Origin of the sequence: Kineococcus vitellinus (assembly GCF_009906315.1) — a bacterium.
Classification (GTDB): Bacteria; Actinomycetota; Actinomycetes; order Actinomycetales; family Kineococcaceae; genus Kineococcus; species Kineococcus vitellinus.
The window spans coordinates 1-21,136 of sequence record NZ_JAAALL010000044.1 but is presented as its reverse complement, the minus strand read 5'-3'; the positions used below and the strand labels follow the sequence as shown (position 1 = coordinate 21,136).

Below are 21,136 nucleotides of genomic sequence, written 5' to 3'. Positions count from 1 at the left end.
CGGGAGTAGAGGTGGGGGTGGAAGTGTTGGTGGGGGAGCGGTCCCAGGCTTCGTGGACGAACTGCCCGGCGATGGCGGTGGCGCGCACGCGCAGGCTCCCCAGCTCGGCGGCAGGCACCTGCAGCGGGTCACGGTCCAAGATCACAAGGTCAGCGTCCAAGCCGGGGGTGAGGGTGCCGCTGAGGTGGTCCAGGCGGTTGGCGCGGGCCGCGCAGCGGGTGTAGCCCTGCAGCGCGGTCAGCACGCTCAGGCGCTCACCCGGCAGCAGCGGCTCGTGCTGGGAGCGCTCGTCAAAGGCGTGCGGGTCGCTCGGCGGTGCGGTGCGGTTGACGGCGGTGTGGATGCCCCACAGCGGTGTCGGGTCCGAGACGGGCCAGTCCGAGCCCATCGCCAACTGCACCCCGGCCCGGTGCAGCGCACCGAAGAGGAAGTGCTGGCGCTGATGGGCCTCATCGAGGTAGGGCAGCTTGGTGTCGACCAGCACCGGGTCCTGCCGCGCCCACAGCGGCTGGATGTTCGCGATGACCCCCAGCCGGGCCATCCGCTGGATGTCGGCGGGGGCGATGAGGTCGATGTGCGCGATCTGATGGCGGAAGTCCTTCTCGCCGACAGTGGGCTCCAGGGCGTCCAGGCACTCGGCGACGGCCCGGTCACCGACGGCGTGCAGGTGCAGGTCGAAGCCTGCGGCGACGAGGTCGCGCACGGTGGCCGCCAGCACCTGCGGCTCGAAGAAGCTCAGCCCGCTCTCGTGCGGGTGGCCCGCGTAGGGGCGGCTGAGCGCTGCGGTGAGGTTCTCGCAGACGCCGTCCTGGACGATCTTGACCGCGGTGGCGCTGAAGCGACCCTCGGCGCCGGCCCGGCGCTCGAGCAGCCGGCTCACCTCCTCCGCGCCGCCGCCACGGGGCCACCACAGCGCGCCGGTGACGCGCGAGCGCAGCCAGCCCTCGGCGGCCGCACTGCGGTAGGTCTCGTAGTTGTCGGGGATGCCCAGCCCCTCACCGATGATGGCGTCCTGCCACGCGGTGATCCCGGCGGCGTGAAAGGTGGACTGGGCCTGGCGCAGCGCCTGACGCAGTCCGGCGGCATCGACCACGGGCCGCACCGCGCTGATGAGGTCGACGGCCCCTTCGAGCAGCAGGCCGCTGGGCCGTCTTGCGCCATCACGCACGATCCGCCCGTCCGCCGGGTCGGGGGTGCGCTCGTCGATGCCGGCCAGCTGCAGGGCGCGGGAGTTCACCCACACCCCGTGGCAGTCGTGGCTGAGGAAGGCCGCCGGCCGGTCGGGGACGAGCTCGTCGAGGAAGTGCCGGGTCGGGAAGCCTCCCGTGAAGGCGTCGCCGTACCATCCGGACCCCTCGATCCAGGGCCCGTCGTGGCGCGCTGCGTACGCGGCGATGAGCCGGCGGTACTCCAGCGCGCCGTGGACGCCGGACAGGTCGCAGCCCAGCTGCTGCAGACCACCGGCGACGGCGTGGACGTGGGCGTCCTGGAAGCCGGGCAGGACGGCTCCGCCGGCGAGGTCGATGACCTGCGTGCGCGGGCCGCGGGTGGTCAGCAGCTCCTGCCCGCCGACGGCTTGGATCTTCCCTCCGCGCACGGCGAGAGCCGTGGGGGTGGGCTGGTCGGCGGTGCGCTGGCCGGTGGCGTGCTGGCCGGCGGTGTGCTGGTCGGTGGTGTGCTGGCCGGTCATGGTGAGCACGGCGCCGCCGGTGAAGAGCAGGTCTGGTGCGCTCATCCTCAGGCGCCCTGACCGTAGGAGAACCACGTCGTCTTCAGCGCGGTGTACTCCTGCAACGCGTGCAGCGACAGGTCGCGCCCGAACCCGGACTGGTTGAAGCCTCCGAACGGGGTGGTGACATCCAGGGCGTCGATGCAGTTGACCGAGACGGTCCCCGCCCGCAGCTTGTCGGCGACGCGGTGGGCGCGGGTGAGGCTGTCGCTCCACACCGAGGCGGCCAGCCCGTAGGCGCTCTGGTGCGCCAGCTGCAGCGCCTGCTCCTCGGTGTCGAAGGTGAAGGCCGCCAGCACCGGGCCGAAGACCTCCTCGGTGGCGATGCGCGAGCGCGGGTCGACGTCGGTGAAGACGGTGGGCTCGACGAAGGTGCGCCGCGGGCCGGCGATGCCGCCGCCGGTGCGCAGGGTGGCGGTGGCCTTGCCGTCGGCGATGAGTTCGAGGACCTTCTCGGCGTGCCGGTCGCTGACCAGCGGGCCCATGCCCGTGGCGGGGTCCAGCGGGTCGCCGGGGCGGAAGTCCTCGGCCCGCTTGAGCACCAGCTCCAGCAGTTCGTCGGCGATCGAGCGTTCGACGAGCAGGCGGGAGTTGGCCGAGCACACCTCGCCGGCGTTGAAGAAGATGCCCGAGCACACCCCGTCGGCCACGGCCTGCAGATCGGCGGCGTCGGCGAAGACGATGTTGGGGCTCTTGCCGCCGCACTCCAGCTGCAGGCGGCGGATGCGGGTCTCGGCCGCGTAGCCCAGGAACAGCCGCCCGACCTCGGTGGAGCCGGTGAAGGCGACGGCGTCGACGTCCAGGTGGCGCCCGAGCGCGCGACCCACGACGGCGCCCTCGCCGGGCACCACGTTGAGGACACCGGCGGGCAGCCCGGCCTGCAAGGCCAGCTCCCCCAGGCGCAGCGCGGTGGAGGGGGACTCCTCGGCGGGCTTGAGGATGACGCTGTTGCCGGCGGCCAGGGCGGGAGCCAGCTTCCAGATCGCCGTCTCCAGCGGGTAGTTCCACGGGACGACGGCGGCCACCACGCCGACGGGCTCGCGGGTGACGACAGCGAGGTTGCCGGCGGCGGTGGGCGCGACCTCGCCGTAGACCTTGTCGATGGCCTCGGCGTACCAGGCCAGGATGGCGGCGGCACCGGGCACGTCGATCGCGGAGGTGTCCGCGATGCGCTTGCCGGTGTCCAGGCTCTCCAGCAGCGCCAGCTCCTCGGCGTGGGCCAGCAGCAGCTCGCTCAGGCGCAGCAGGGTGCGCTTGCGCTCGGCGGGCGGCTGCCCGCGCCAGGTGCCGCGCTCGAAGGAGGCGCGGGCGGCGCGGACGGCGCGCTCGACGTCAGCTTCGGCGCACTGGGCGACCTGGGACAGCTGGCGGCCGGTGGCCGGGTCGTGGTTGGCCTGCGTGCGCCCGTCGGCCGCCTCGGTCAGCTGACCGTCGATGACGGCCAGGGTCGGGTGCTTCAGCGTGCCTGCGAGCTCGTGCCAGTGCTGAGCGGTCTTCGTCATGGTCGTTCTCCCACTGTCGAGCCCGCGGATGGTGGCCCGGGCGCCTGATGCGATCGTCGTCGACCGTCGCTCCCGCCGGGTCTGCCGGGTCTTCGCAGCAGCGTAGGCAGGGGGGAGCCGGCGCTCAATACGGGGTTGTCGTTGAAGTGCATCGGAAAGGCAGATGCGAAACACGGCTGTAACGCGGGCGCGGTGGGCAGTCCGCTGCGCACAGTTCTCGGGTGCATCGATCCGGGTGTCGCTGCGCAACTGCTCTCCTGATGCACAGCTAGCATCGTGACCCACCGGAAGGAGCAGTCATGGCGCGCAAGGCCGATGTGACGCTGACCCAGCTGCGCTACTTCATCGAGGCCGCGACCTGCCTGAGCATGACCGTGGCCGCCCAGCAGTTGCTGGTCGCCCAATCGGCCGTCTCAGCCGCCGTGGCGCAGCTGGAGCAGCAGGTCGGCGCGCAGTTGTTCATCCGCCAACGCTCCAAGGGGCTCGCCCTGACCGCGGCCGGTCAGCAGCTGCTGGGCGATGCCCGCGCGGTGCTGGCGGGCCTGGATGAGGCCCTCGATGCGGCCCGCGGCCTGGACAACCAGGTGCGCGGCACCATCCGGATCGCCTGCTTCGTGACGATGGCTCCCTTCCTGCTCGCCGACGTGCTCGCGCTGGTGCAGGAGGAGCACCCCCACCTGGAGGTGCAGGTCCTCGAAGTCGACGCCGCCGGTGCACGCGATGCGCTGCGCTCCGGGCAGGCGGAGATGGTCATCAGCTACGACTTCGGCTACTCCGACGACGTGCGGCGCGAGACCATCGCCCAGGTGCCCGCGCACGTGATCCTGCCCGCGGCGCACCCGCTGGCCGCCCGCGCGAGGATCCCGCTGCGCGAGCTGGCCCACGAGCGGATGATCCTGCTGGACCTGCCGCACAGCCGCGAGTACTTCCTGTCACTGCTGGCCTCCGCCGGCGTCGAGCCGGTCATCCGGCACCGCTCGCACGGCTACGAGACCGTGCGCTCGCTGGTGGCCAAGGGGCACGGGTACTCCATCCTCAACCTGCGCCCGCGCCACGATCAGACCTACGACGGGCGCTCGGTGGTCACCCGCGCCATCGCCGACGACGTGCCGGCGCTGCCGTTCGTCATCGCCACCCTCGCCTCGATGCGCACCACCGCCCGCGCCCAAGCCGTCGCCGACGCCGTGCGCGTGGTGGTGGGCCGCCAGCTCAGCCGCCGCGACTGACCGCCCCGACGCGGGCAGGACCGTCCCGCCGCGGCCGCCCTTGCCGCATCCCTTGCCGCGTCCCTTGCTGCGTCCATGCCGCACCCAACCGCCCACCGAGCCCTCGCCGGGTCCTGACCGAACCGCTCGTCCACACCTCGCCCACTACCCGCGCGGGCAACGCATGTTTCACCTGCGTTTCAGCTCCGTGACGCCCGTGATTCATCGCCGAAACAGATGCAGGGCAGCTGCGATGGCTGTTTGGCGCGGCGGGGTCCAGCGCGGATCCTGACTGCGCAGCGGCCGCCGAGCCGCTCCGAGCGAAGGAGCCTGTCGTGCAGGACGACCTCACGGCCGACGTCACCGCCACCCGGTCCAGCGGTGTCGAAGCCCGCACCATCGAGCACATCCCCGAGACCGAGCGGCACGGCAAGACCCGCAACCTGTTCACCATCTGGTTCGGCGCCAACATCATGCTGCTGACCATGGCCAGCGGCGCGATCGCCACCGCCGTCTACGGCCTGCCGCTGTGGGCAGGCATCCTCGCCGTCGTCATCGGCAACGTCGTCGGCGGCGTCGTCATGGCGCTGCACGCCGCGCAGGGCCCGCAGCTGGGCATTCCACAGATGCTGCAGACCCGGGCCCAGTTCGGCTCCTTCGGCAGCCTGCTGGTCGTGGTGATCGTGGTGCTGATGTACACCGCCTTCTTCGCCTCCAACCTCGTCCTGGGTGGCCAGGCGCTCGCCGGCCTGGCGCACCTGCCCACGAGCGCAGGAGTCGTCGCCATCGGCCTCATCAGCGTCGTCGCGGCCATCGTCGGCTACCGCCTGCTGCACGCCCTGGGCACGATCATGTCGATCCTGGCCGGCACGGCCTTCCTCGTCCTCATCGTGTGGTGGATCGCCGTCGACCCGCTGCCCTCCGACGTCCTGCGCACCGGCTCCTTCAACTGGGTCGGCTTCAGCGCGACGGTCTCGATCGCCGCCCTGTGGCAGATCGCCTACGCCCCCTACGTCTCCGACTACAGCCGCTACATGCCCAAGGGCACCGGGGTGCGCCCAGCCTTCTGGGCCACCTACCTCGGCTGCGTCCTGGGCTCGATCTTCGGCATGATCGTCGGCGCCGTCACCGGAGCCGCCCTGCCGCAGCTGAGCACCCCCGACGCCCTGCGCGAGACGGCCCCCGGCATCAGCTCCCTGCTCATCGCCGTCTTCGCCGTCGGGCTGAGCGTGTCCAACGGCGCGAACCTGTACTGCGGAAGCCTGGCGAGCATCACGGTCGGACAGACCCTCTTCGACAACTGGCGGCCCGGGCCCCGGGCGCGCACCGTCGCGACGCTGGCCATCTTCGCGCTCGCGCTCGTGCTGGCAATGGCGGCCGCGGACAACTTCCTGGTCAACTTCTCCAACTTCATGATCCTGCTGATGTGCGTGCTGATCCCCTGGACGGCCGTCAATCTCGTGGACTACTACCTGCTGCGCCACGGCGAGTACCACCTGCCCTCGCTGTTCGCGCGTGATGGCGGCATCTACGGGCGGGTGAACGCCGTCGCGGTCCTGTGCTACTTCGTCGGCATCGCCGTGCAGCTGCCCTTCCTGGTCACCGCCTTCTTCGTCGGCCCGCTGGCCACCGCGCTCGGCGGGGTGGACGTCTCCTGGATCGTCGGCCTGATCGTCATCTGCCCGCTGTACTACGTCCTCATGCGCCGTCGGCTCACCGCGCACAGCTCCGGGCTCACCGCGGGCACCGCTGGGCTCACCGCGGGCACCGCTGGGCTCAGCCCCGCAGCCGCTCCCAGCGCTGGCTCCGCGCCTGCCACCGCAGTCAGCGCCGCCACCCCTGCGGCCACAGTCAATGCCGCCACTACTGCGCCGACCGCTGCGGCCGCGCCCACCCCCGTCACCGGCGCCGAGCCGGTCGGCACGCTGGACTGAGGGAGACAAGCCGTTGCCCGTCGTGGACACCACCCAGGACGCCCCGCGTCAGGACTTCGACGTCCTCGTGGTCGGTGGGGGCACCGCCGGCTGCATCGTGGCCGCCCGCCTCTCGCAGGATCCCCAGCTCAGCGTCGGCCTGCTGGAGTGGGGACCCAGCGACATCGACGAGCCGCGGGCGCTGCAGATCGCCCGCTGGCCCGAACTGCTCGAGAGCGAGTACGACCTCGACTACCGCTCGGTGCCCCAAGAGCGCGGCAACAGCTCCATCCACCAGACCCGCATGAAGCTGCTGGGCGGCTGCTCCAGCGTCAACACCATGATCTCCTGGAAGCCGCTGGCCTCGGACCTGCGCGAGTGGGTCGGCCTCGGCGCGCAGGGCTGGGACGCGGAGACGATCCTGCCGTACTGGAGCCGCGTGCAGGCACCCATCACCCCGGTCGCCGAGCAGGACCGCAACCCCGTCGTCGAGCTCAGCCTCCAAGCGGCGGTCGCAGCACTCGGCGTGCCGCGCCGGCAGACCTGGAACGACCTGCCGGCCGGAGAGGACCTCACCGCCGGCGCCGGCTTCTTCGAGATCGGCTACGACCCCACCACCGGCATCCGCTCCTCAGCCTCCGTCGCCTACCTGCACCCGGTGCTGCAGCGGTCGAACCTGCACGTCATCCTGGGGCGCCGGGCCACGCGCCTGCAGGTGCAGGGCCGCCGGGTCAGCGCCGTCGAGACCGTGCGCGAGGACGGCGTGCAAGAGCGCTTCCACGGCACCCGCGAGGTCGTCCTCAGCTCCGGGGCCATCGACACCCCGCGGCTGCTGCTGCTCTCAGGCATCGGGCCCAAGGACGTCCTGGCCGAGGCGGGCCTCGACGTCGTCGTCGACCTGCCCGGCGTGGGGGAGAACCTGCAAGACCACGCCGAGGGCATCACCATCTTCGAAGTCGACCTCGACATCCCCGACGTGCGCGCCACCGACTGGGACGCCGGCGTGCTCACCACCGTCGACGAAGGCGCGGAGCGCCCCGACGTCCTCATGCACCTGCCCGTGACCACCGTCGGCGACCACGTCGAAGCGCAAGGCGTGCAGCTGCCGACGCGCAACGTGTCGATGGCCTCCAACGTGGCCAAACCCCGCAGCCGTGGCCGGGTCTGGATCGACTCCGCCGATCCAGGCGCCCCACCGAAGATCGACTACCGCTACTTCACCGACCCCGACGGGCACGACGAGCGCATGCTCGTCGCCGGTGTCCGCCTCGCCCGCCGGATCGCAGCCGCTCAGCCGCTGGCCGGTCACGTCGTCCGCGAGGTCTTCCCCGGTGAAGACGCGCACACCGATGAGGAGATCTCCCGGCGCGAACGTGCTGTGCACCAGACGGTCTTCCACGTCTGCGGCACCTGCCGCATGGGCGCCGCCGAGAACCCGGCCAGCGTCGTGGACCCCTCGCTGCGGCTCATCGGCCTGGACAACCTCAGCATCGTCGACGCGTCGGTCTTCCCCACCGTGACCGCGGTCAACCCCGTCGGGACGGTCATGGTCCTGGCCGAGCGGGCAGCCGACCTGCTGCGCCAGCGCATCTAAAGCGCATCTGAAAGAGCGATGCGCGACAGCCACAAGAACTATTTGAACGATGCCCAGTGGGTCGCCAGGATGGCGGCACCGGCATCACCTGGGAACCACCGAACGGAGCTGGCGTGTCGAGCCAACAGATCGAGGTCCTCGTCGTGGGCGCAGGCCAGGCCGGGATCGCCATGAGCGAACACCTGAGCGCCCGCGGCATCACCCACCTGGTGCTCGAACGCGACCGCATCGCCGAGAAGTGGCGCACCGGGCGCTGGGACTCGCTGGTGGCCAACGGCCCCGCCTGGCACGACCGCTTCCCGGGCCTGACCTTCTCCGAACTCTTCCCCGACGTCGACGCCGACGCCTTCGCCACCAAGGAACAAGTCGCGCAGTACTTCACCACCTACGCCGACAAGATCGGCGCACCCGTGCGCTGCGGCGTCGAGGTGCGCAAGGTGGTCAAGAACGCCGGCCGCCCCGGCTTCACCGTCGACACCTCCGAAGGCACCCTGCAGGCGCGCTACGTCGTCGCCGCCACCGGCGCCTTCCAGACACCGGTGATCCCCACCATCGTCCCCGCCGACGCCGGCGTGCACCAGATCCACTCCAGCGCCTACCACAACCCCCAGCAGCTGCCGCCTGGCGCGGTCCTCGTCGTCGGCGCCGGATCCTCCGGCGCCCAGATCGCCGACGAGCTGCAGCGCGCCGGCCGGCAGGTGTACCTCTCGGTCGGCCCGCACGAGCGTCCCCCGCGCAGCTACCGCGGCCGGGACTTCTGCTGGTGGCTCGGCGTGCTGGGCAAATGGGAGATGGCCACCCCGCCAGCCGGCGCCGAGCACGTCACCATCGCCGTCAGCGGAGCCCGCGGCGGGCGCACCGTGGACTTCCGGGACTTCGCCGCCGATGGGATGACGCTGGTGGGACGCACCCTGTCCTACGAGGCGGGCACCGTGCGCTTCGGCGCAGACCTGCGCCGCAACATCGCCGCCGGGGACGCCAACCTGCTCGCACTGCTGGACGAGGCCGACGCCTACGTCGAGCGCAACGGCCTGAACCTGCCCGAAGAGCCGCAGGCCCACCAGCTCGGGCCCGAGCCCGAGAGCGTGCGCAATCCCCTGCCCCACCTCGACCTCGCCACCGCCGGTGTCACCTCGATCGTGTGGGCCACCGGCTTCGTCTCCGACTACAGCTGGCTGCCCGCCGGGGCCGTCGACGACAAGGGGCGCCCCAAGCACCAGCGCGGGGTGTCCGGCGAACCCGGCATCTACTTCCTGGGCCTGCCCTGGCAGTCCCGCCGCGGGTCCAGCTTCATCTGGGGCGTGTGGCACGACGCCGCCCACCTCGCCGAGAGCATCGCCATCCAGCGCGGCTACAGCGCCTACGACGCCGCCCACGACAGCGCTCACGGCAGCGCTCACGGCACTGCTCACAACGCCGCCCACGACGCCGCTCCGAACAGCGCCCACGAGGCGGTGGGCGACCACGACCCCAGCGCCACCGGCCCGGCCCTCACCACCAGCGGAGCCCTCTGATGCCCACCCACACCCGCATCCGCCCGTTCAACACCAAGGACACCTACCCCGAGCAGAACCTCGACAACGACCTGTGCCAGGCCGTCGTCGCAGGTGGGGTCGTGTACCTGCGCGGGCAGATCGGCCAGGACCTCGACACCCGCGAATCCGTCGGCATCGGCGACGTCGAGGCGCAGACCGAGAAGGCCATGGCCAACATCGCCATGCTCATGGACGAAGCCGGCGGCTCCCTGGCCGACATCGTCAAGGTCACCGTCTACCTCGTCGACGTCCGCTACCGCGAGGTGGTCTACCGCACCATGGGCCGCTGGCTCAAGGGCGTCTTCCCCGTCTCCACCGGCATCGTCGTGCACTCCCTGGCCCGCCCGGAATGGCTCGTGGAGATCGACGCCACGGCCGTGCTCTCGGAAGGAACGCGGTGACCTTCTCCCTGGTGGTCCGCGACGCGCAGACCGGCGCTTTCGGCTCGCTCATCAGCTCCTCCTCCCCGGCCGTCGCCGCCCGCTGCGTGCACCTGCGCGACGGCGTCGGCGCAGTGCACTCGCAGAACGTCACCGACCCCCGCCTCGGGCCCAGGCTGCTGGACCTGCTGGCGGCGGGCGCAGGCGCCGCCGACGCGCTCTCTGAGCTCGTGGCCGGTGAGCCCACCGCCGACTGGCGCCAGCTGCTCCTCGTCGACGCCGCGGGGCGCACGGCTGTCCACTCCGGCGCCCACGCCCTGGGCACCGTCGGTGAGCACGCGGTGGAGGGCGCCGCCGCAGCCGGCAACCTGCTGGCCACCCCGCGGGTGCCGCAGCGCCTGGTGGAGGCCTACCTGCAGGCCACGGGGTCCCTGGAGCGGCGCCTGCTGGCCGCCTACGAGGCCGCGATGGCCGAAGGCGGCGAGGCCGGCCCGGTGCACTCGGCCGGGCTGTCGGTGGTCACCGGCGCCGGCTGGCGGGTCACCGACCTGCGCGTGGACTGGAGCGAGACCCCGCTGCAGGACCTCACCGACCTGCTGCAGGTGTGGGAGCCGCAGCGCGAGGACTACATCGTCCGGGCCCTGCGCCCCGAGGACGCCCCCGGCTACGGCGTGCCCGGGGACCAGCGATGAGCAGCACCCTCAAGGACGCCACGGCTGGAGTCATCGCCGCGGCGATGCCGTCGCTGGTCGACCTCGCCCAACGCTTGCACGCCCATCCCGAGGTCGGCTGGCAGGAGCACCGCGCCGCCGACTGGCTGGCCGGCGAGCTCACCGAGGCGGGCTTCAGCGCCCGCACCGGCGCCTTCGAGCTGCCGACCGCGGTCTTCGCCTCCAGCGGCACCGGCTCGCGGCGCATCGGTGTCGTCGCTGAGTACGACGCGCTGCCCGGGCTGGGCCACGCCTGCGGGCACAACCTCATCTGCGCGAGCGCCGTCGGCACCGCCCGCGCGCTGGCGGCCGTGGCCGACGAGCTGGACCTGACCGTCGAGGTCTACGGCACCCCCGCCGAGGAGGGCGGCGGCGGCAAGATCGAGATGCTCGAGCGCGGCGCGTTCGCGGGCCTGGACCTGGCGCTGATGGCGCACCCGGCCCCCGCCGACGTCGCCCGCGCCGAACCGTTCGCCGTCGCGCACTCGCACGTGAGCTACCGCGGCCGCTCCGCGCACGCCGGCGCCTACCCCGACCAGGGCGTCAACGCCAACGACGCCTTCGTCATCGCCCAGGTCGCCCTGGGCCTGCTGCGCCAGCAGCTGCCCACCGGCACCCGGGTGCACGGCATCATGACCAACGGTGGGCAGGCGCCCAACGCGATCCCGGAGCTGACCGAGGGCCGCTGGTACGTGCGCGCCGAGTCGCTGGCCGAGCTGGCCGAGCTCGAGGAGCGGGTGAACCGCTGCTTTCAGGCCGGTGCGCTGGCTTCGGGAGCGAAGCTGACCATCACCCCCGAGAGCAAGCCGTACTCGCAGTTCCGCACCGACGAGGCGGCACTGGCCGTCTACGAGGCCAACGCCACCGCCCTGGGGCGCCCCTCGGTCACCGGTGGGGCGGCGGCTCGGATGAACCGCGCCTCCACCGACATGGCCAACGTCAGCCAGCTCGTACCGGCCATCCACCCCTACGTCCGCATCGACAGCGCCGGCGCGGCCAACCACGAACCGGCCTTCGCCGCGGCCTGCGTCGGAGCGTCCGCGGATGCGATGGTCCACGACGCGGCGACGGCGCTGGCGTGGACCGTGGTGGATCTCTTCGCCGAGCACACCCGCTGACGATCGCCTTACCTCACCTCGCTCGCCTCGCCTCACCTGCAGAACTGGAGCCCACCGTGGAGCACGAGGCCGCAGCCGCCACCGCCGCTACCCCCACCGTCTCCGCTGCCCCCACCGTCTCCGCTGCCACCGCCACCGCCACCGCTGCCACCGCCACCGTCACCGCCGCCGCCGTGCGCGCCGAGCACGACGCCCTGGGCGTACGCGACGTGCCCGCCGGGGTCTACTACGGCATCCACACGCTGCGGGCACTGGAGAACTTTCCCATCAGCGGCCGGGCGATCCGCGAGCACCCCGAGCTCGTCCGCGCCCTCGGCGCGGTCAAGCAGGCGGCCGCGCTCACCAACGGGGAACTCGGCTCGCTGGACGCCGAACGCGCCGCAGCGATCACCGCGGCCTGCCGCGACGTGCGAGCCGGCCACCTCGATGAGCACTTCGTCGTCGACCTCCTCCAGGGCGGCGCCGGCACCTCCTCCAACATGAACGCCAACGAGGTCATCGCCAACCGCGCCCTGGAGGTGCTGGGCCGCCCACGCGGGGACTACGCGCAACTGCACCCCTTGGAGCACGTCAACCTCGGGCAGAGCACCAACGACGTCTACCCCACGGCGGTCAAGATCGCTGTCCTCGACCTCGTCCACGCACTGCGCGAGGCGATGACCGGCCTCGCCGAGGCCTTCGCCGCCAAGGCAGCGGAGTTCGCCAACGTGGTCAAGATGGGCCGCACCCAGCTGCAGGACGCCGTGCCCATGACGCTGGGCCAGGAGTTCGGCGCCTACGCCGTCATGGTGCGCGAGGACATCCAGCGCCTCGGCGAGGCGGCCACCCTGCTGCACGAGATCAACCTCGGCGGCACCGCCATCGGCACCGGCTTGAACGCCCCACCCGGCTACGCCCAGCGCGCGTGCACCCTGCTGGCCCAGCTCACCGGCCACCCGCTCGTGCCGGCCGCCGACCTGGTCGAGGCCACCCAGGACGTCGGGTCCTTCGTCCAGCTCTCCGGTGTCCTCAAGCGCACGGCCGTCAAGCTCTCCAAGATCTGCAACGACCTGCGGCTGCTGTCGTCCGGCCCGCGCGCCGGACTGGGCGAGATCCGGCTGCCTGCGGTCCAGGCCGGCTCCAGCATCATGCCGGGCAAGGTGAACCCCGTGATCCCCGAGGTCGTCAACCAGGTCGCCTTCGCCGTGGTCGGCCGCGACGTCACCATCTCGATGGCCGCCGAAGCTGGGCAGTTGCAGCTCAACGCCTTCGAACCCGTCATCGCGCACTGCCTGCTGGAATCCACGCTGCAGCTGCGCCAAGCGGTGCTCACCCTGACCGAACGCTGCGTGCGCGGCATCAGCGCCGACGCCGACCTGCTGCGCCACCGCGTCGAGCACTCGATCGGGCTGGTGACCGCGCTCAACCCCTGGATCGGCTACGAAGCCGCCACCCGCATCGCCGCTCAGGCGCTGAGCACCGGGCGCTCCATCCCGGAGCTGGTGACCGAGGCCGGTCTGCTGACCCGCGAGCAGCTGACACTCCTGCTGCGCCCCGAACGCCTCGCCAACCTGCCGGCCACCGCCGCCCCGCGCGAGGGGTAGGTCGGGCACACTACGCCTCACCGCAGAGACCAGGAGCCCACGATGACGCACGGCACGACCGACGGGCCGTCCACCACGGACGCCGTCCACCCAGCAGCAGCCGGGATCCAGCGCAACCGCCTGGTCAAGACGTTGCGCCGCGGCGACATCGTCTTGTTCATCGTCGCCGCGGTCATCAGCGCCGACAGCATCGCCGTGCTCGCCTCCGGCGGGCTGGAGGGGATGGTGTGGTCGGCGTTCATCGGCGTGGCCTTCCTCATCCCCTACGCGCTGGTGTTCGCCGAAGCCTCCGCCACCTATCCCGCCGAGGGTGGCCCCTACCAGTGGGTCCGCCGGGCGTACGGGCGCACCGCGGCGGCCGTCGCGGTGATGCTGTACTGGATCACCAACCCCATCTGGCTCGGCGGGTCGCTGGCCTTCATCGCCGGCGCCGTGTGGTCCGAGTACGTCGTGCACACCAGCGACGGCGGCCTGGGCGACACCTTCTTCAAGCTCGCCTTCGTCTGGGCGGCCATCGCGCTGGCCATCGTGAGCCTGCGCCGCGGCAAGGTCCTCATCAACATCGGCGCGCTCGCCAAGCTCTTCGTGCTCTTGAGCTTGACCCTCACCGCCGCCCTCCACGTGGCCCGCGAGGGCACCGCCGGTCTCGACTGGTCCACCGCCGCCCCCACGACCGCGGGCTTCCTGGCCATCGTGCCCGTCGCGCTGTTCGCCTACGTGGGCTTCGAAGCCCCCAGCGCGGCCTCGGAGGAGATGCACGATGCGCAGAAGGACACCCCGGTGGCCATCGCCAGAGGCGCGGCGATCACGCTCGTGGCCTACCTGCTGCCGGTGCTGGCCATCGTCCTGGTGACCCCGGCGGATCGGATGGCCGACGTCGGGGTGATGCAGGCCATCGCGCAGACGTACTCCGTCTTCGGCCCGGCCGCCGGCCCGCTGCTGACGCTGACCGCTGTCGCCTTCGTCTACGGCCTGCTCACCCAGGGCAGCGCGTGGATGATGGCCACCGACCGCATGCAGGCCGTCGCCGCCGCCGACGGCGCCTTCTACGACACCCGCCTCGGTGAGTTCTCCGCCCGGCTCGGCACTCCGGTGCGGATGAACATCGTCTCCGGGATCGTCTCCACCATCTTCCTGATCGCCGCCAGCACCCTGGTGGACGGCACGGTCGGCGCGGTCTTCGTCGTGGTCCTCACCGTCGCGGTGTCCACCCTGCTCATCAGCTACCTGCTCATCGTCCCCGCGCTCGTGCGGCTGCGGCGGGTGGACGATGTGCCGCGCCCGTACGTGGTCCCCGGTGGCCGCACCGGCTTCCTGGTCCTGTCGGCGATCGTGCTGGTGTTCATCGTGCTCGGCACCATCGGCGCCGTCGTCCCAGGCCTGCTGGAGGGCCTGCTCGGCTATGAGTACTCCTTCGTCGACGAGTGGGGCGTCTCGCGCGGCAACTTCCAGCTGTTCACCGTCGGCACGCTCGTCATCGTCGTGGTCGCCGCTCTGGTGGGAGTCGCCGCCGGCGGCCGCGGGCGGCAGTCGACCGAGGTGACGACTGACAGCTGATGCCCTGAGGCCGTGCCTCCTCGGCGGCAGCCGCCGAAGACCTGGAGTGCACTTCGTGCTTGCGATGCCCACGCACCAGCGCGGGTGCTCGGCCCACCCAGCGAGCCACATCGGCGATGTCGGCCACCAGCGCCTGCACCGAGCGGTGGGTCGCGCACCGCAGCGCCGCCGCTCACCGAGCAGGTCGCTCAACGTCTTGTGACGCCGATCGCCCGGGGCCTTGCCCAGGTGGCTGTGTCCTCGTTGGCGCTCCGCGTCATCGCCGCCGACGCACCACCTCAGGAGGCGGTGGTGTCCCGATCGGTCACTGCTCTGCCCCCAGCCGCCACCGCCACTGGCACCCAAGGCTGCAGCGCCCGTGATCGATGGCGCTCGAACGGGTGAATGCTGGAGGCGCTGGCGCTCGTAGGCGGCTGGGGGCCTCGCTGTGCAAGCGCGGGTGGATCAGCTGCTCGTCAGTAGCTGGGGCGCGTGAGTGGGGGTCAGTGGCATCGTCCCCGGGTCAACGGGCCGTCCGGTACCGCTTGCGTTCGTGACCTCGCTCAGAGCGCGATCTGCCCCGTGAGCTGCACGGTGAGGTCGACTGCACGGTGAGGTCAGCTACACGGTGACGACGTGTACTCCTGCGCTTCGCACGGCCTCCAGGTCCTCAGGGGTGGCGCCGCGATCGGTGACGAGGTCGTCGACCTCGGACAGGGCGCTGATGCGCGCGAACGTCACCCTGCCGATCTTGGAGCTGTCGGCGATGACGATGCTGCGCCGAGAGCGGCGCAGGAAGGCGAGGTCGGTCTGCGCCTCCATCTCGTCGTAGGTGGTGCAGCCGTCCTCGATGCTCAGGCCGTCGACACCGATGAAGGCCATGTCGAGGTGGTAGTTGGAGAGCATCGACTCCGCCGCCGGCCCGACGAGCTCCAGCGAGTGGCGGACGATGCCCCCGATCACGACCAGGCGGATGCCGTTGCGTCCTGCCAGCTCGACGGCGATGTCGAGCGCGTTGGTGACCACCGTGATGCCGCGCCGCTCGCTGAGGGCGCGGGCGAGTTCGAGGGCGGTGGAGCCACCGGTCATCCCGACGATGGCGCCGTCGTGGATCAGGGCCGCCGCCGCTGCACCGATGCGGCGCTTGTCGCCGTGACGGCGGGTCGCCTTCACCCGCACCGGCAGCTCATCACCCACCTGGTTGGCCACCGCTCCGCCGTGGGTTCGCACCAGCAGGCCGTTGGTGCTGAGCGTCTGCAGGTCTCGGCGCACCGTGGCCCCGGAGACGCCCAGTGCTGCGGCCAACTCGATGACGTCCACCGATCCGCCGTCGGAGACGCGATCGAGGATCGCGCTGAGCCGTTCAGCCTTCCGCATCCGTCGGACCCTACCCGAGTGAGCACTTTTGCGCGTTCACTCACGAGTGTGTCCGCAACAAGAACGCAACATGAGGCCGTTGACGGCGATGGAGCGGACTCCTAGTGTTCACTTCGACAACCGCGCAAAACTGCTCACAGTGAAGTGAGCGATCTGCGCAGAATCCATGCACTTGGGAGGCGTCATGCCGAAGCAGGGAAGCGCACCAGCAGCCCGAGCAGCGCTCTCGCGCCGCAGCGCGCTGGCCGGTGCCACCGCGGTGCTGCTGAGCGCCGGCTGCGGCGGCGGCAGCGGCGCCAGCAGCGGCGGATCCACCCAGACCAGCGGTGTCACCATCACCGTCGCGCTGGCCGGGGACCCGCTGCCGCAGGCCGCCCTGGACACCTTCACCCAGGACACCGGCATCACCGTCAAGTGGGTCAACCTCGACTGGGACAGCCTGCAGACCAAGATCTCCGCCGCAGCCACCGCCAACACCTACTTCGCCGACGCCACCAACGTCGACTGGTCACGAGTGGGGCAGCTGGGCAGGCTCGGCTGGTTCTACCCGATGGAGTCCTACCTCGACACCGACGCCATGGCCGAGGACGTGCCACAGCTGGCCTCCTTCAGCACCGACGGCCACGTGGTCGGCATCCCCTACGACGCCTCCTTCATGGTGACCACCATCAACGTCGACATGTTCACCGCCGCGGGAGTCGACCCGGCGCCGGCGACGATCGAGGAGTACACCGAGGCCCTGCGTCAGATCAAAGCCCGGGGCATCGTGGAGCACCCCTTGAACATCCCCTTCGCGGCCGCCGAAGGACTCTCCACCTACTGGTACGAGACCACCGCGGCCTTCGGGGGCAGCGTCCTGGACGAGAACGGCGAGGCGCAGTTCACCGACCCGGACTCCGGCGGCTACCGCGCAGCCGAGTGGATGGTGGGCGCCCTGACCGAAGGACTCGTCGCGCCCGGCAGCATCAACGTCACCGACAGCCAGGGCCAGCAGACGCTGATGGCCCAAGGGCAGGTCGCCAGCACCTTCTCCGACTACTCCGGCACCGTCGGCACCCTCTATGACGTCCCCGCCTCCAGCACCGTCGTCGGCAAGGTCCGCTACCTGCCCACCCCGGGGGTGGACGGGCCCGCGGCCAACCTGAGCAACCCCGACGGCATCGGCATCCCCAAGCAGGCCAAGTACCCCGACGCCGCAGCCAAGTTCATCGAGTGGTTCACCTCCCAGCAGCAGCAGACCGACTTCGCCGGAGTCAACGGCCCCGAGAAGGCCTACACCGGCTACCCGATTCCCTCCCGCCTCTCGGCGGTGCAGGCGATGACCAGTGGCGGCAACCTCGTGCAGGGCGATGCACTGATCCCGATGCTGGAGAAGTCGAGGCCGGTCTTCGAGGGCGGGGCGCCCACCTGGTACCCGGAGTTCTCCAACGCCGTCTACACCAACCTGCACGCCGCAGCCACCGGCTCGATGAGCGTGCAAGCCGCCATGGAGGGCGTCGCCGACAAGGCCGAGCAACTGGCGAGCGGCTCGTGACATCGACCTCGCAGGCACCCAGGACACCGGGCGCCACCGGTGGCGCCGGCACCGCTGCGGGGAAGGCCACCGCCACCGGCCGGCGCCGCCTCGACCTGCTGCCCTACCTGCTCGTCGCCCCCGTCGCCCTCTTCATCATCTGCCTGGCCCTGGTCCCCGCGGTCTTCACCGTCGTCCAGTCCTTCTTCCGCGTCAGCGCACTGGACCCGCCGACGCGCTTCGACGGCCTCGGCAACTTCACCCGCCTGCTGCGCAACGACGCCGTCGTCTCCAGCCTGGTCAACACCGGCTTCTACGTCCTCGTCGGCGTCACGCTCTCCACCCTGCTCGGAGTGGCCATCGCGGTGGTGCTGCAGCGCCCCTTCCGCGGCCGCAGCCTGGTGATCGCCGTCGCCATCCTGCCGTGGGCGCTGCCCGGGGTGGTCGAGGGCATCCTGTGGAGCGGCATCTTCGATCCCAGCTCCGGGCTGATCAACAGCCTGGTGGCCTCGCTGCACCTGGGCTCCGGCGACACGCTGCTGCTGGGCCAGCACCGGCTGCTGACCATCGCGCTCATCGAGCTCGTGCAGGTCTGGCAGATCACCCCGCTCTCGGCGCTGCTCATCCTCGCCGCGCTGCAGCTGATCCCCGCTGAGCTCTACGAGGCCGCACAGATCGACGGCTGCTCGCGCTGGTCAGCCTTCTGGCGCATCACCCTGCCGCTGGCCCGCCCGGGCATCGCAGTGGCCATGGTCCAAGCCGCCATCGCCACCTTGAACGTCTTCGACCAGCCGTACGTGCTCAACGGGGCAGCCGACACCGGCGCCTCGGTGATGATGCAGACCTACTTCATCAGCTTCCAGAACCTCGACTTCGGACAGGGGTACGCCTTGTCGCTGCTCATCACCCTGACCACCCTGGTCATCTCCTTCGCGGTGGTCCGCCTGGTCTACCGCAAGGTGGAACTGTGAGGACCCGCACCCCCGCCCTGCGCTGGAGCGGCATCGTCCTGGTCCTGCTGTGGTCGCTGATCCCGGTGTACTGGGCGGTCAAGACCAGCATCCAGACCGAAGCCGACGCCCGCTCCAGCCCCGCCCAGTACGTGCCGACCCGACCGACCCTGGACAACTACCGGGCGCTGCTCACCGGATCCGGTGACGTGCCCGAGCAGATCCGGCGCGCCTCGCTGAACATCGTCATCGAGTGCGGACTGGCCACCATCGTCACCGTGGTCCTGGCGACCCTGGCCGCCTACGCCTTCGCGCGCATGCACTTTCGCGGGCGCAACCTGCTCTTCTACGCACTGCTGGCCACCATGGCCTTCCCCGCCTACACCACCCTCATCCCGCTGTACCGCATCATGAGCAGCCTGGGACTGGTGAACACATACACCGGTATCGTCCTGGTGTACGTCTCCGGCTTCCTGCCACTGGCCACCTGGATCCTGCACAACTACTTCGCCAGCCTGCCGGTCAGCATCGAGGAAGCCGGCCTGGTCGACGGTGCGCACCGGTTGCAGGTCCTGTGGCACCTGCTGCTGCCGTTGGCCCGCCCGGGCATCATCTCCACCGCGCTCATCACCTTCCTCTTCGCCTGGGCGCAGTTCCTCTTCCCCCTGGTCCTCTCCAGCGACATCTCCACCCAGCCGCTCACGGTCGTCATCGCTTCCCTGCAGGGACGGCACGTGGTCCCCTCCACCCTGCTCAACGCCGCCGGCGTGCTGGCCATCGCCGTGCCCGCAGCCCTGGCCCTGATCTTCAACCGCTACATCGTCAACGGCCTGCTGGCCGGCAGCACCAAGTGAGCGCCCCCCCGCGCTGCCACCTCCCGCGCTGCCACCCCGCGCAACAGCGAGGGCGGCGCCACCACGTGCACGAGCGAAAGAGGCACACCTCATGGCTGACAAGTCCATCGTCCTCATCGGTGCAGGAAGCACCGTCTTCACCCCCGGCCTGATGACCGACCTGGCCTCCAGCCGCACCTTCGACGGCTGGAACGTGCACCTGGTCGACCTCAACGCCGAGGCCGCCGACACGATGGCCCGCCTCGGGCGACGCATCGCCACCCAGCGCGGCGCAGACTTGACGTTCACCCCGCACACCGACCGCCGCGAGGCCCTGCCCGGTGCCCGCTTCGTCACCACGACCATCGCCGTCGGCGCAGCCGAGGGCTGGCGCCACGACGTCGAGGTCCCCGCCCGCTACGGCATCGCCCAGACCGTGGGCGACAGCGTCGGCCCCGGCGGCGTGCTGCGTGCACTGCGCCACGTGCCCGAACTGGTGGCCATCGCCCGCGACGTCGCAGACCTGGCTCCGCAGGCGCAGCTGGTCAACTACTCCAACCCGTTGACCGCCAACGTCATGGGCATCACCTCACAGACACCGGTGCAGGCGGTGGGCCTGTGCCACGGCACGATGCACACCCTGGCCAAGATCGCCGCCGACCTCGGCGTGCCGGCCGAGGAGGTCCACGCGACCTTCGCGGGGCTGAACCACCTGTGCTGGCTGCTGGAGCTGCACCATGGCCCGCAAGACCTCTACCCCCGCCTGCGCCAGGCCGTCACCGAACGCGCCGGTGGCATCGATGCTCCCGCCACCAGCGAGGAGGGGGTGCACCTGGCCGTCTCGGCGGACCTGTACCGCACCTTCGGGCGCTACCCGGCACCGGGGGATCGGCACGTCGCGGAGTTCTTCGGCCACTACCTGCGCGCCGCCGACGGCTCACCGGCCGACGAGAGCGAGCTGCCCTGGGGCCTGCAGGGCGGACGCGATGACACCATGCGCTACATCGGTGAGAAGAGCGACCTGTGGGAGCGCCTGCACGCCCAGGCCGACGGCACCCTGCCGCTGCCGGAAGGTGAGAACCAGGAAGCCGAGCGGCTCGTCTCCATCGCCGAGGCCATCGTCACCGGACGCGATCACGTGGAACTGGCGGTCAACGTGCCCAACCAGGGGAAGATCCCCAACCTGCCGTCCACGGCCGTCGTCGAGGTGCCCGCGGTCGTGGGAGCCGGCGGGATCACCGGGCTGGGTGTCGGTCCGCTGCCGCAGGCCATCGCCGCGGTCCTGACCGCCCGCGCGCAGCAGCAGGAGATCACGGTGCGCGCCGCTCTGGAAGGCAGCCGCGAGCTGGCCGTGCAGGCCCTCGTGCTGGACCCGCTGGTCGCCGGGCGCACCATGGCCGAAGCCATCCTCGACGATGCGGTCAAGGCGCACGGCGCCGGACTGGAGCCCTTCGCCGCGGCGACCGCGCCTGCCTGATCACGGCGCCCAGCACTCAGCGGACCGGCACTCAGCGGGCCAGCACCTCACGCCTGCCTCCCTGCAGCGCCGGGCCCGCGATCCAGCCCGCGATCCAGCCCGCGATCCAGCCCCGCCACCACGACTCCAGGCTCCGACCCCTCGACGCTCGAAGGAGCAGCTCGTGAGCACGCCCATCCCC

General features: G+C 71.2%; 16 protein-coding genes. 13 read left to right on the top strand and 3 right to left on the bottom strand.

Going from position 1 to position 21,136, the window contains the following annotated elements:
• A partial coding sequence (locus tag GTQ99_RS06260) for an amidohydrolase (RefSeq protein ID WP_205706894.1) occupies window positions 1–1,735 on the bottom strand: 1,735 nt, incomplete at its 3' end.
• A gap of 2 nt (window positions 1,736–1,737) precedes the next feature.
• Window positions 1,738–3,231, bottom strand: coding sequence for an aldehyde dehydrogenase (locus tag GTQ99_RS06255; protein ID WP_166614883.1), 1,494 nt, complete (start codon window positions 3,229–3,231; stop codon window positions 1,738–1,740).
• A 299-nt stretch (window positions 3,232–3,530) separates the two neighbouring features.
• Between GTQ99_RS06255 and GTQ99_RS06250 the strand changes: the two genes are divergently transcribed.
• From GTQ99_RS06250 to GTQ99_RS06210, 9 genes are all read left to right on the top strand, one after another.
• Window positions 3,531–4,457, top strand: coding sequence for a LysR substrate-binding domain-containing protein (locus GTQ99_RS06250; protein WP_166614882.1), 927 nt, complete (start codon window positions 3,531–3,533; stop codon window positions 4,455–4,457).
• Window positions 4,458–4,771: 314 nt separating this feature from the next.
• The gene (locus GTQ99_RS06245; RefSeq protein WP_166614881.1) at window positions 4,772–6,370 is read left to right on the top strand and encodes a cytosine permease; all 1,599 of its coding nucleotides are present in this window, start codon (window positions 4,772–4,774) and stop codon (window positions 6,368–6,370) included.
• A 22-nt stretch (window positions 6,371–6,392) separates the two neighbouring features.
• Window positions 6,393–7,943 (top strand): GMC oxidoreductase, encoded by a 1,551-nt coding sequence (locus GTQ99_RS06240; protein WP_205706893.1) that lies wholly within the window; start codon window positions 6,393–6,395, stop codon window positions 7,941–7,943.
• 113 nt (window positions 7,944–8,056) lie between these two features.
• The gene (locus GTQ99_RS06235) at window positions 8,057–9,457 is read left to right on the top strand and encodes an NAD(P)-binding domain-containing protein (RefSeq protein ID WP_166614879.1); all 1,401 of its coding nucleotides are present in this window, start codon (window positions 8,057–8,059) and stop codon (window positions 9,455–9,457) included.
• Complete coding sequence (locus GTQ99_RS06230; protein WP_166614878.1) at window positions 9,457–9,879, top strand: RidA family protein; 423 nt, start codon at window positions 9,457–9,459, stop codon at window positions 9,877–9,879. Before GTQ99_RS06235 ends, GTQ99_RS06230 begins: the two co-directional genes overlap by 1 nt.
• Window positions 9,876–10,550: a DUF1028 domain-containing protein gene (locus GTQ99_RS06225; RefSeq protein WP_338074761.1), complete on the top strand. Its 675-nt coding sequence runs from the start codon at window positions 9,876–9,878 to the stop codon at window positions 10,548–10,550. The genes GTQ99_RS06230 and GTQ99_RS06225 overlap by 4 nt, the downstream gene beginning before the upstream one ends.
• Window positions 10,547–11,686, top strand: a complete 1,140-nt coding sequence (locus GTQ99_RS06220) for a M20 family metallopeptidase (RefSeq protein WP_166614876.1) — start codon at window positions 10,547–10,549, stop codon at window positions 11,684–11,686. The genes GTQ99_RS06225 and GTQ99_RS06220 overlap by 4 nt, the downstream gene beginning before the upstream one ends.
• Window positions 11,687–11,859: 173 nt before the next feature.
• Complete coding sequence (locus tag GTQ99_RS06215) at window positions 11,860–13,269, top strand: aspartate ammonia-lyase (protein ID WP_420814516.1); 1,410 nt, start codon at window positions 11,860–11,862, stop codon at window positions 13,267–13,269.
• 42 nt (window positions 13,270–13,311) lie between these two features.
• A complete protein-coding gene (locus GTQ99_RS06210) occupies window positions 13,312–14,826 on the top strand; it encodes an APC family permease (RefSeq protein ID WP_166614874.1) in 1,515 nt (504 codons plus the stop codon).
• Window positions 14,827–15,426: 600 nt separating this feature from the next.
• On the opposite strand, the gene GTQ99_RS06205 is transcribed toward GTQ99_RS06210, so the two are convergent.
• Window positions 15,427–16,182 carry a DeoR/GlpR family DNA-binding transcription regulator gene (locus GTQ99_RS06205; RefSeq protein WP_166614873.1) on the bottom strand — a complete coding sequence of 252 codons (756 nt, stop codon included), beginning with the start codon at window positions 16,180–16,182 and terminating at the stop codon, window positions 15,427–15,429.
• Window positions 16,183–16,366: 184 nt separating this feature from the next.
• Between GTQ99_RS06205 and GTQ99_RS06200 the strand changes: the two genes are divergently transcribed.
• From GTQ99_RS06200 to GTQ99_RS06185, 4 genes are all read left to right on the top strand, one after another.
• Complete coding sequence (locus GTQ99_RS06200) at window positions 16,367–17,716, top strand: ABC transporter substrate-binding protein (protein WP_166614872.1); 1,350 nt, start codon at window positions 16,367–16,369, stop codon at window positions 17,714–17,716.
• On the top strand, window positions 17,713–18,666 hold the full coding sequence (locus GTQ99_RS24855; RefSeq protein WP_166614871.1) for an ABC transporter permease subunit: 954 nt from the start codon (window positions 17,713–17,715) through the stop codon (window positions 18,664–18,666). Before GTQ99_RS06200 ends, GTQ99_RS24855 begins: the two co-directional genes overlap by 4 nt.
• Complete coding sequence (locus tag GTQ99_RS24850) at window positions 18,663–19,499, top strand: ABC transporter permease subunit (RefSeq protein ID WP_166614870.1); 837 nt, start codon at window positions 18,663–18,665, stop codon at window positions 19,497–19,499. The genes GTQ99_RS24855 and GTQ99_RS24850 overlap by 4 nt, the downstream gene beginning before the upstream one ends.
• 91 nt (window positions 19,500–19,590) lie before the next feature.
• Window positions 19,591–20,955 carry a family 4 glycosyl hydrolase gene (locus tag GTQ99_RS06185; protein ID WP_166614869.1) on the top strand — a complete coding sequence of 455 codons (1,365 nt, stop codon included), beginning with the start codon at window positions 19,591–19,593 and terminating at the stop codon, window positions 20,953–20,955.
• The last annotated feature ends 181 nt before the right edge of the window (window positions 20,956–21,136 follow it).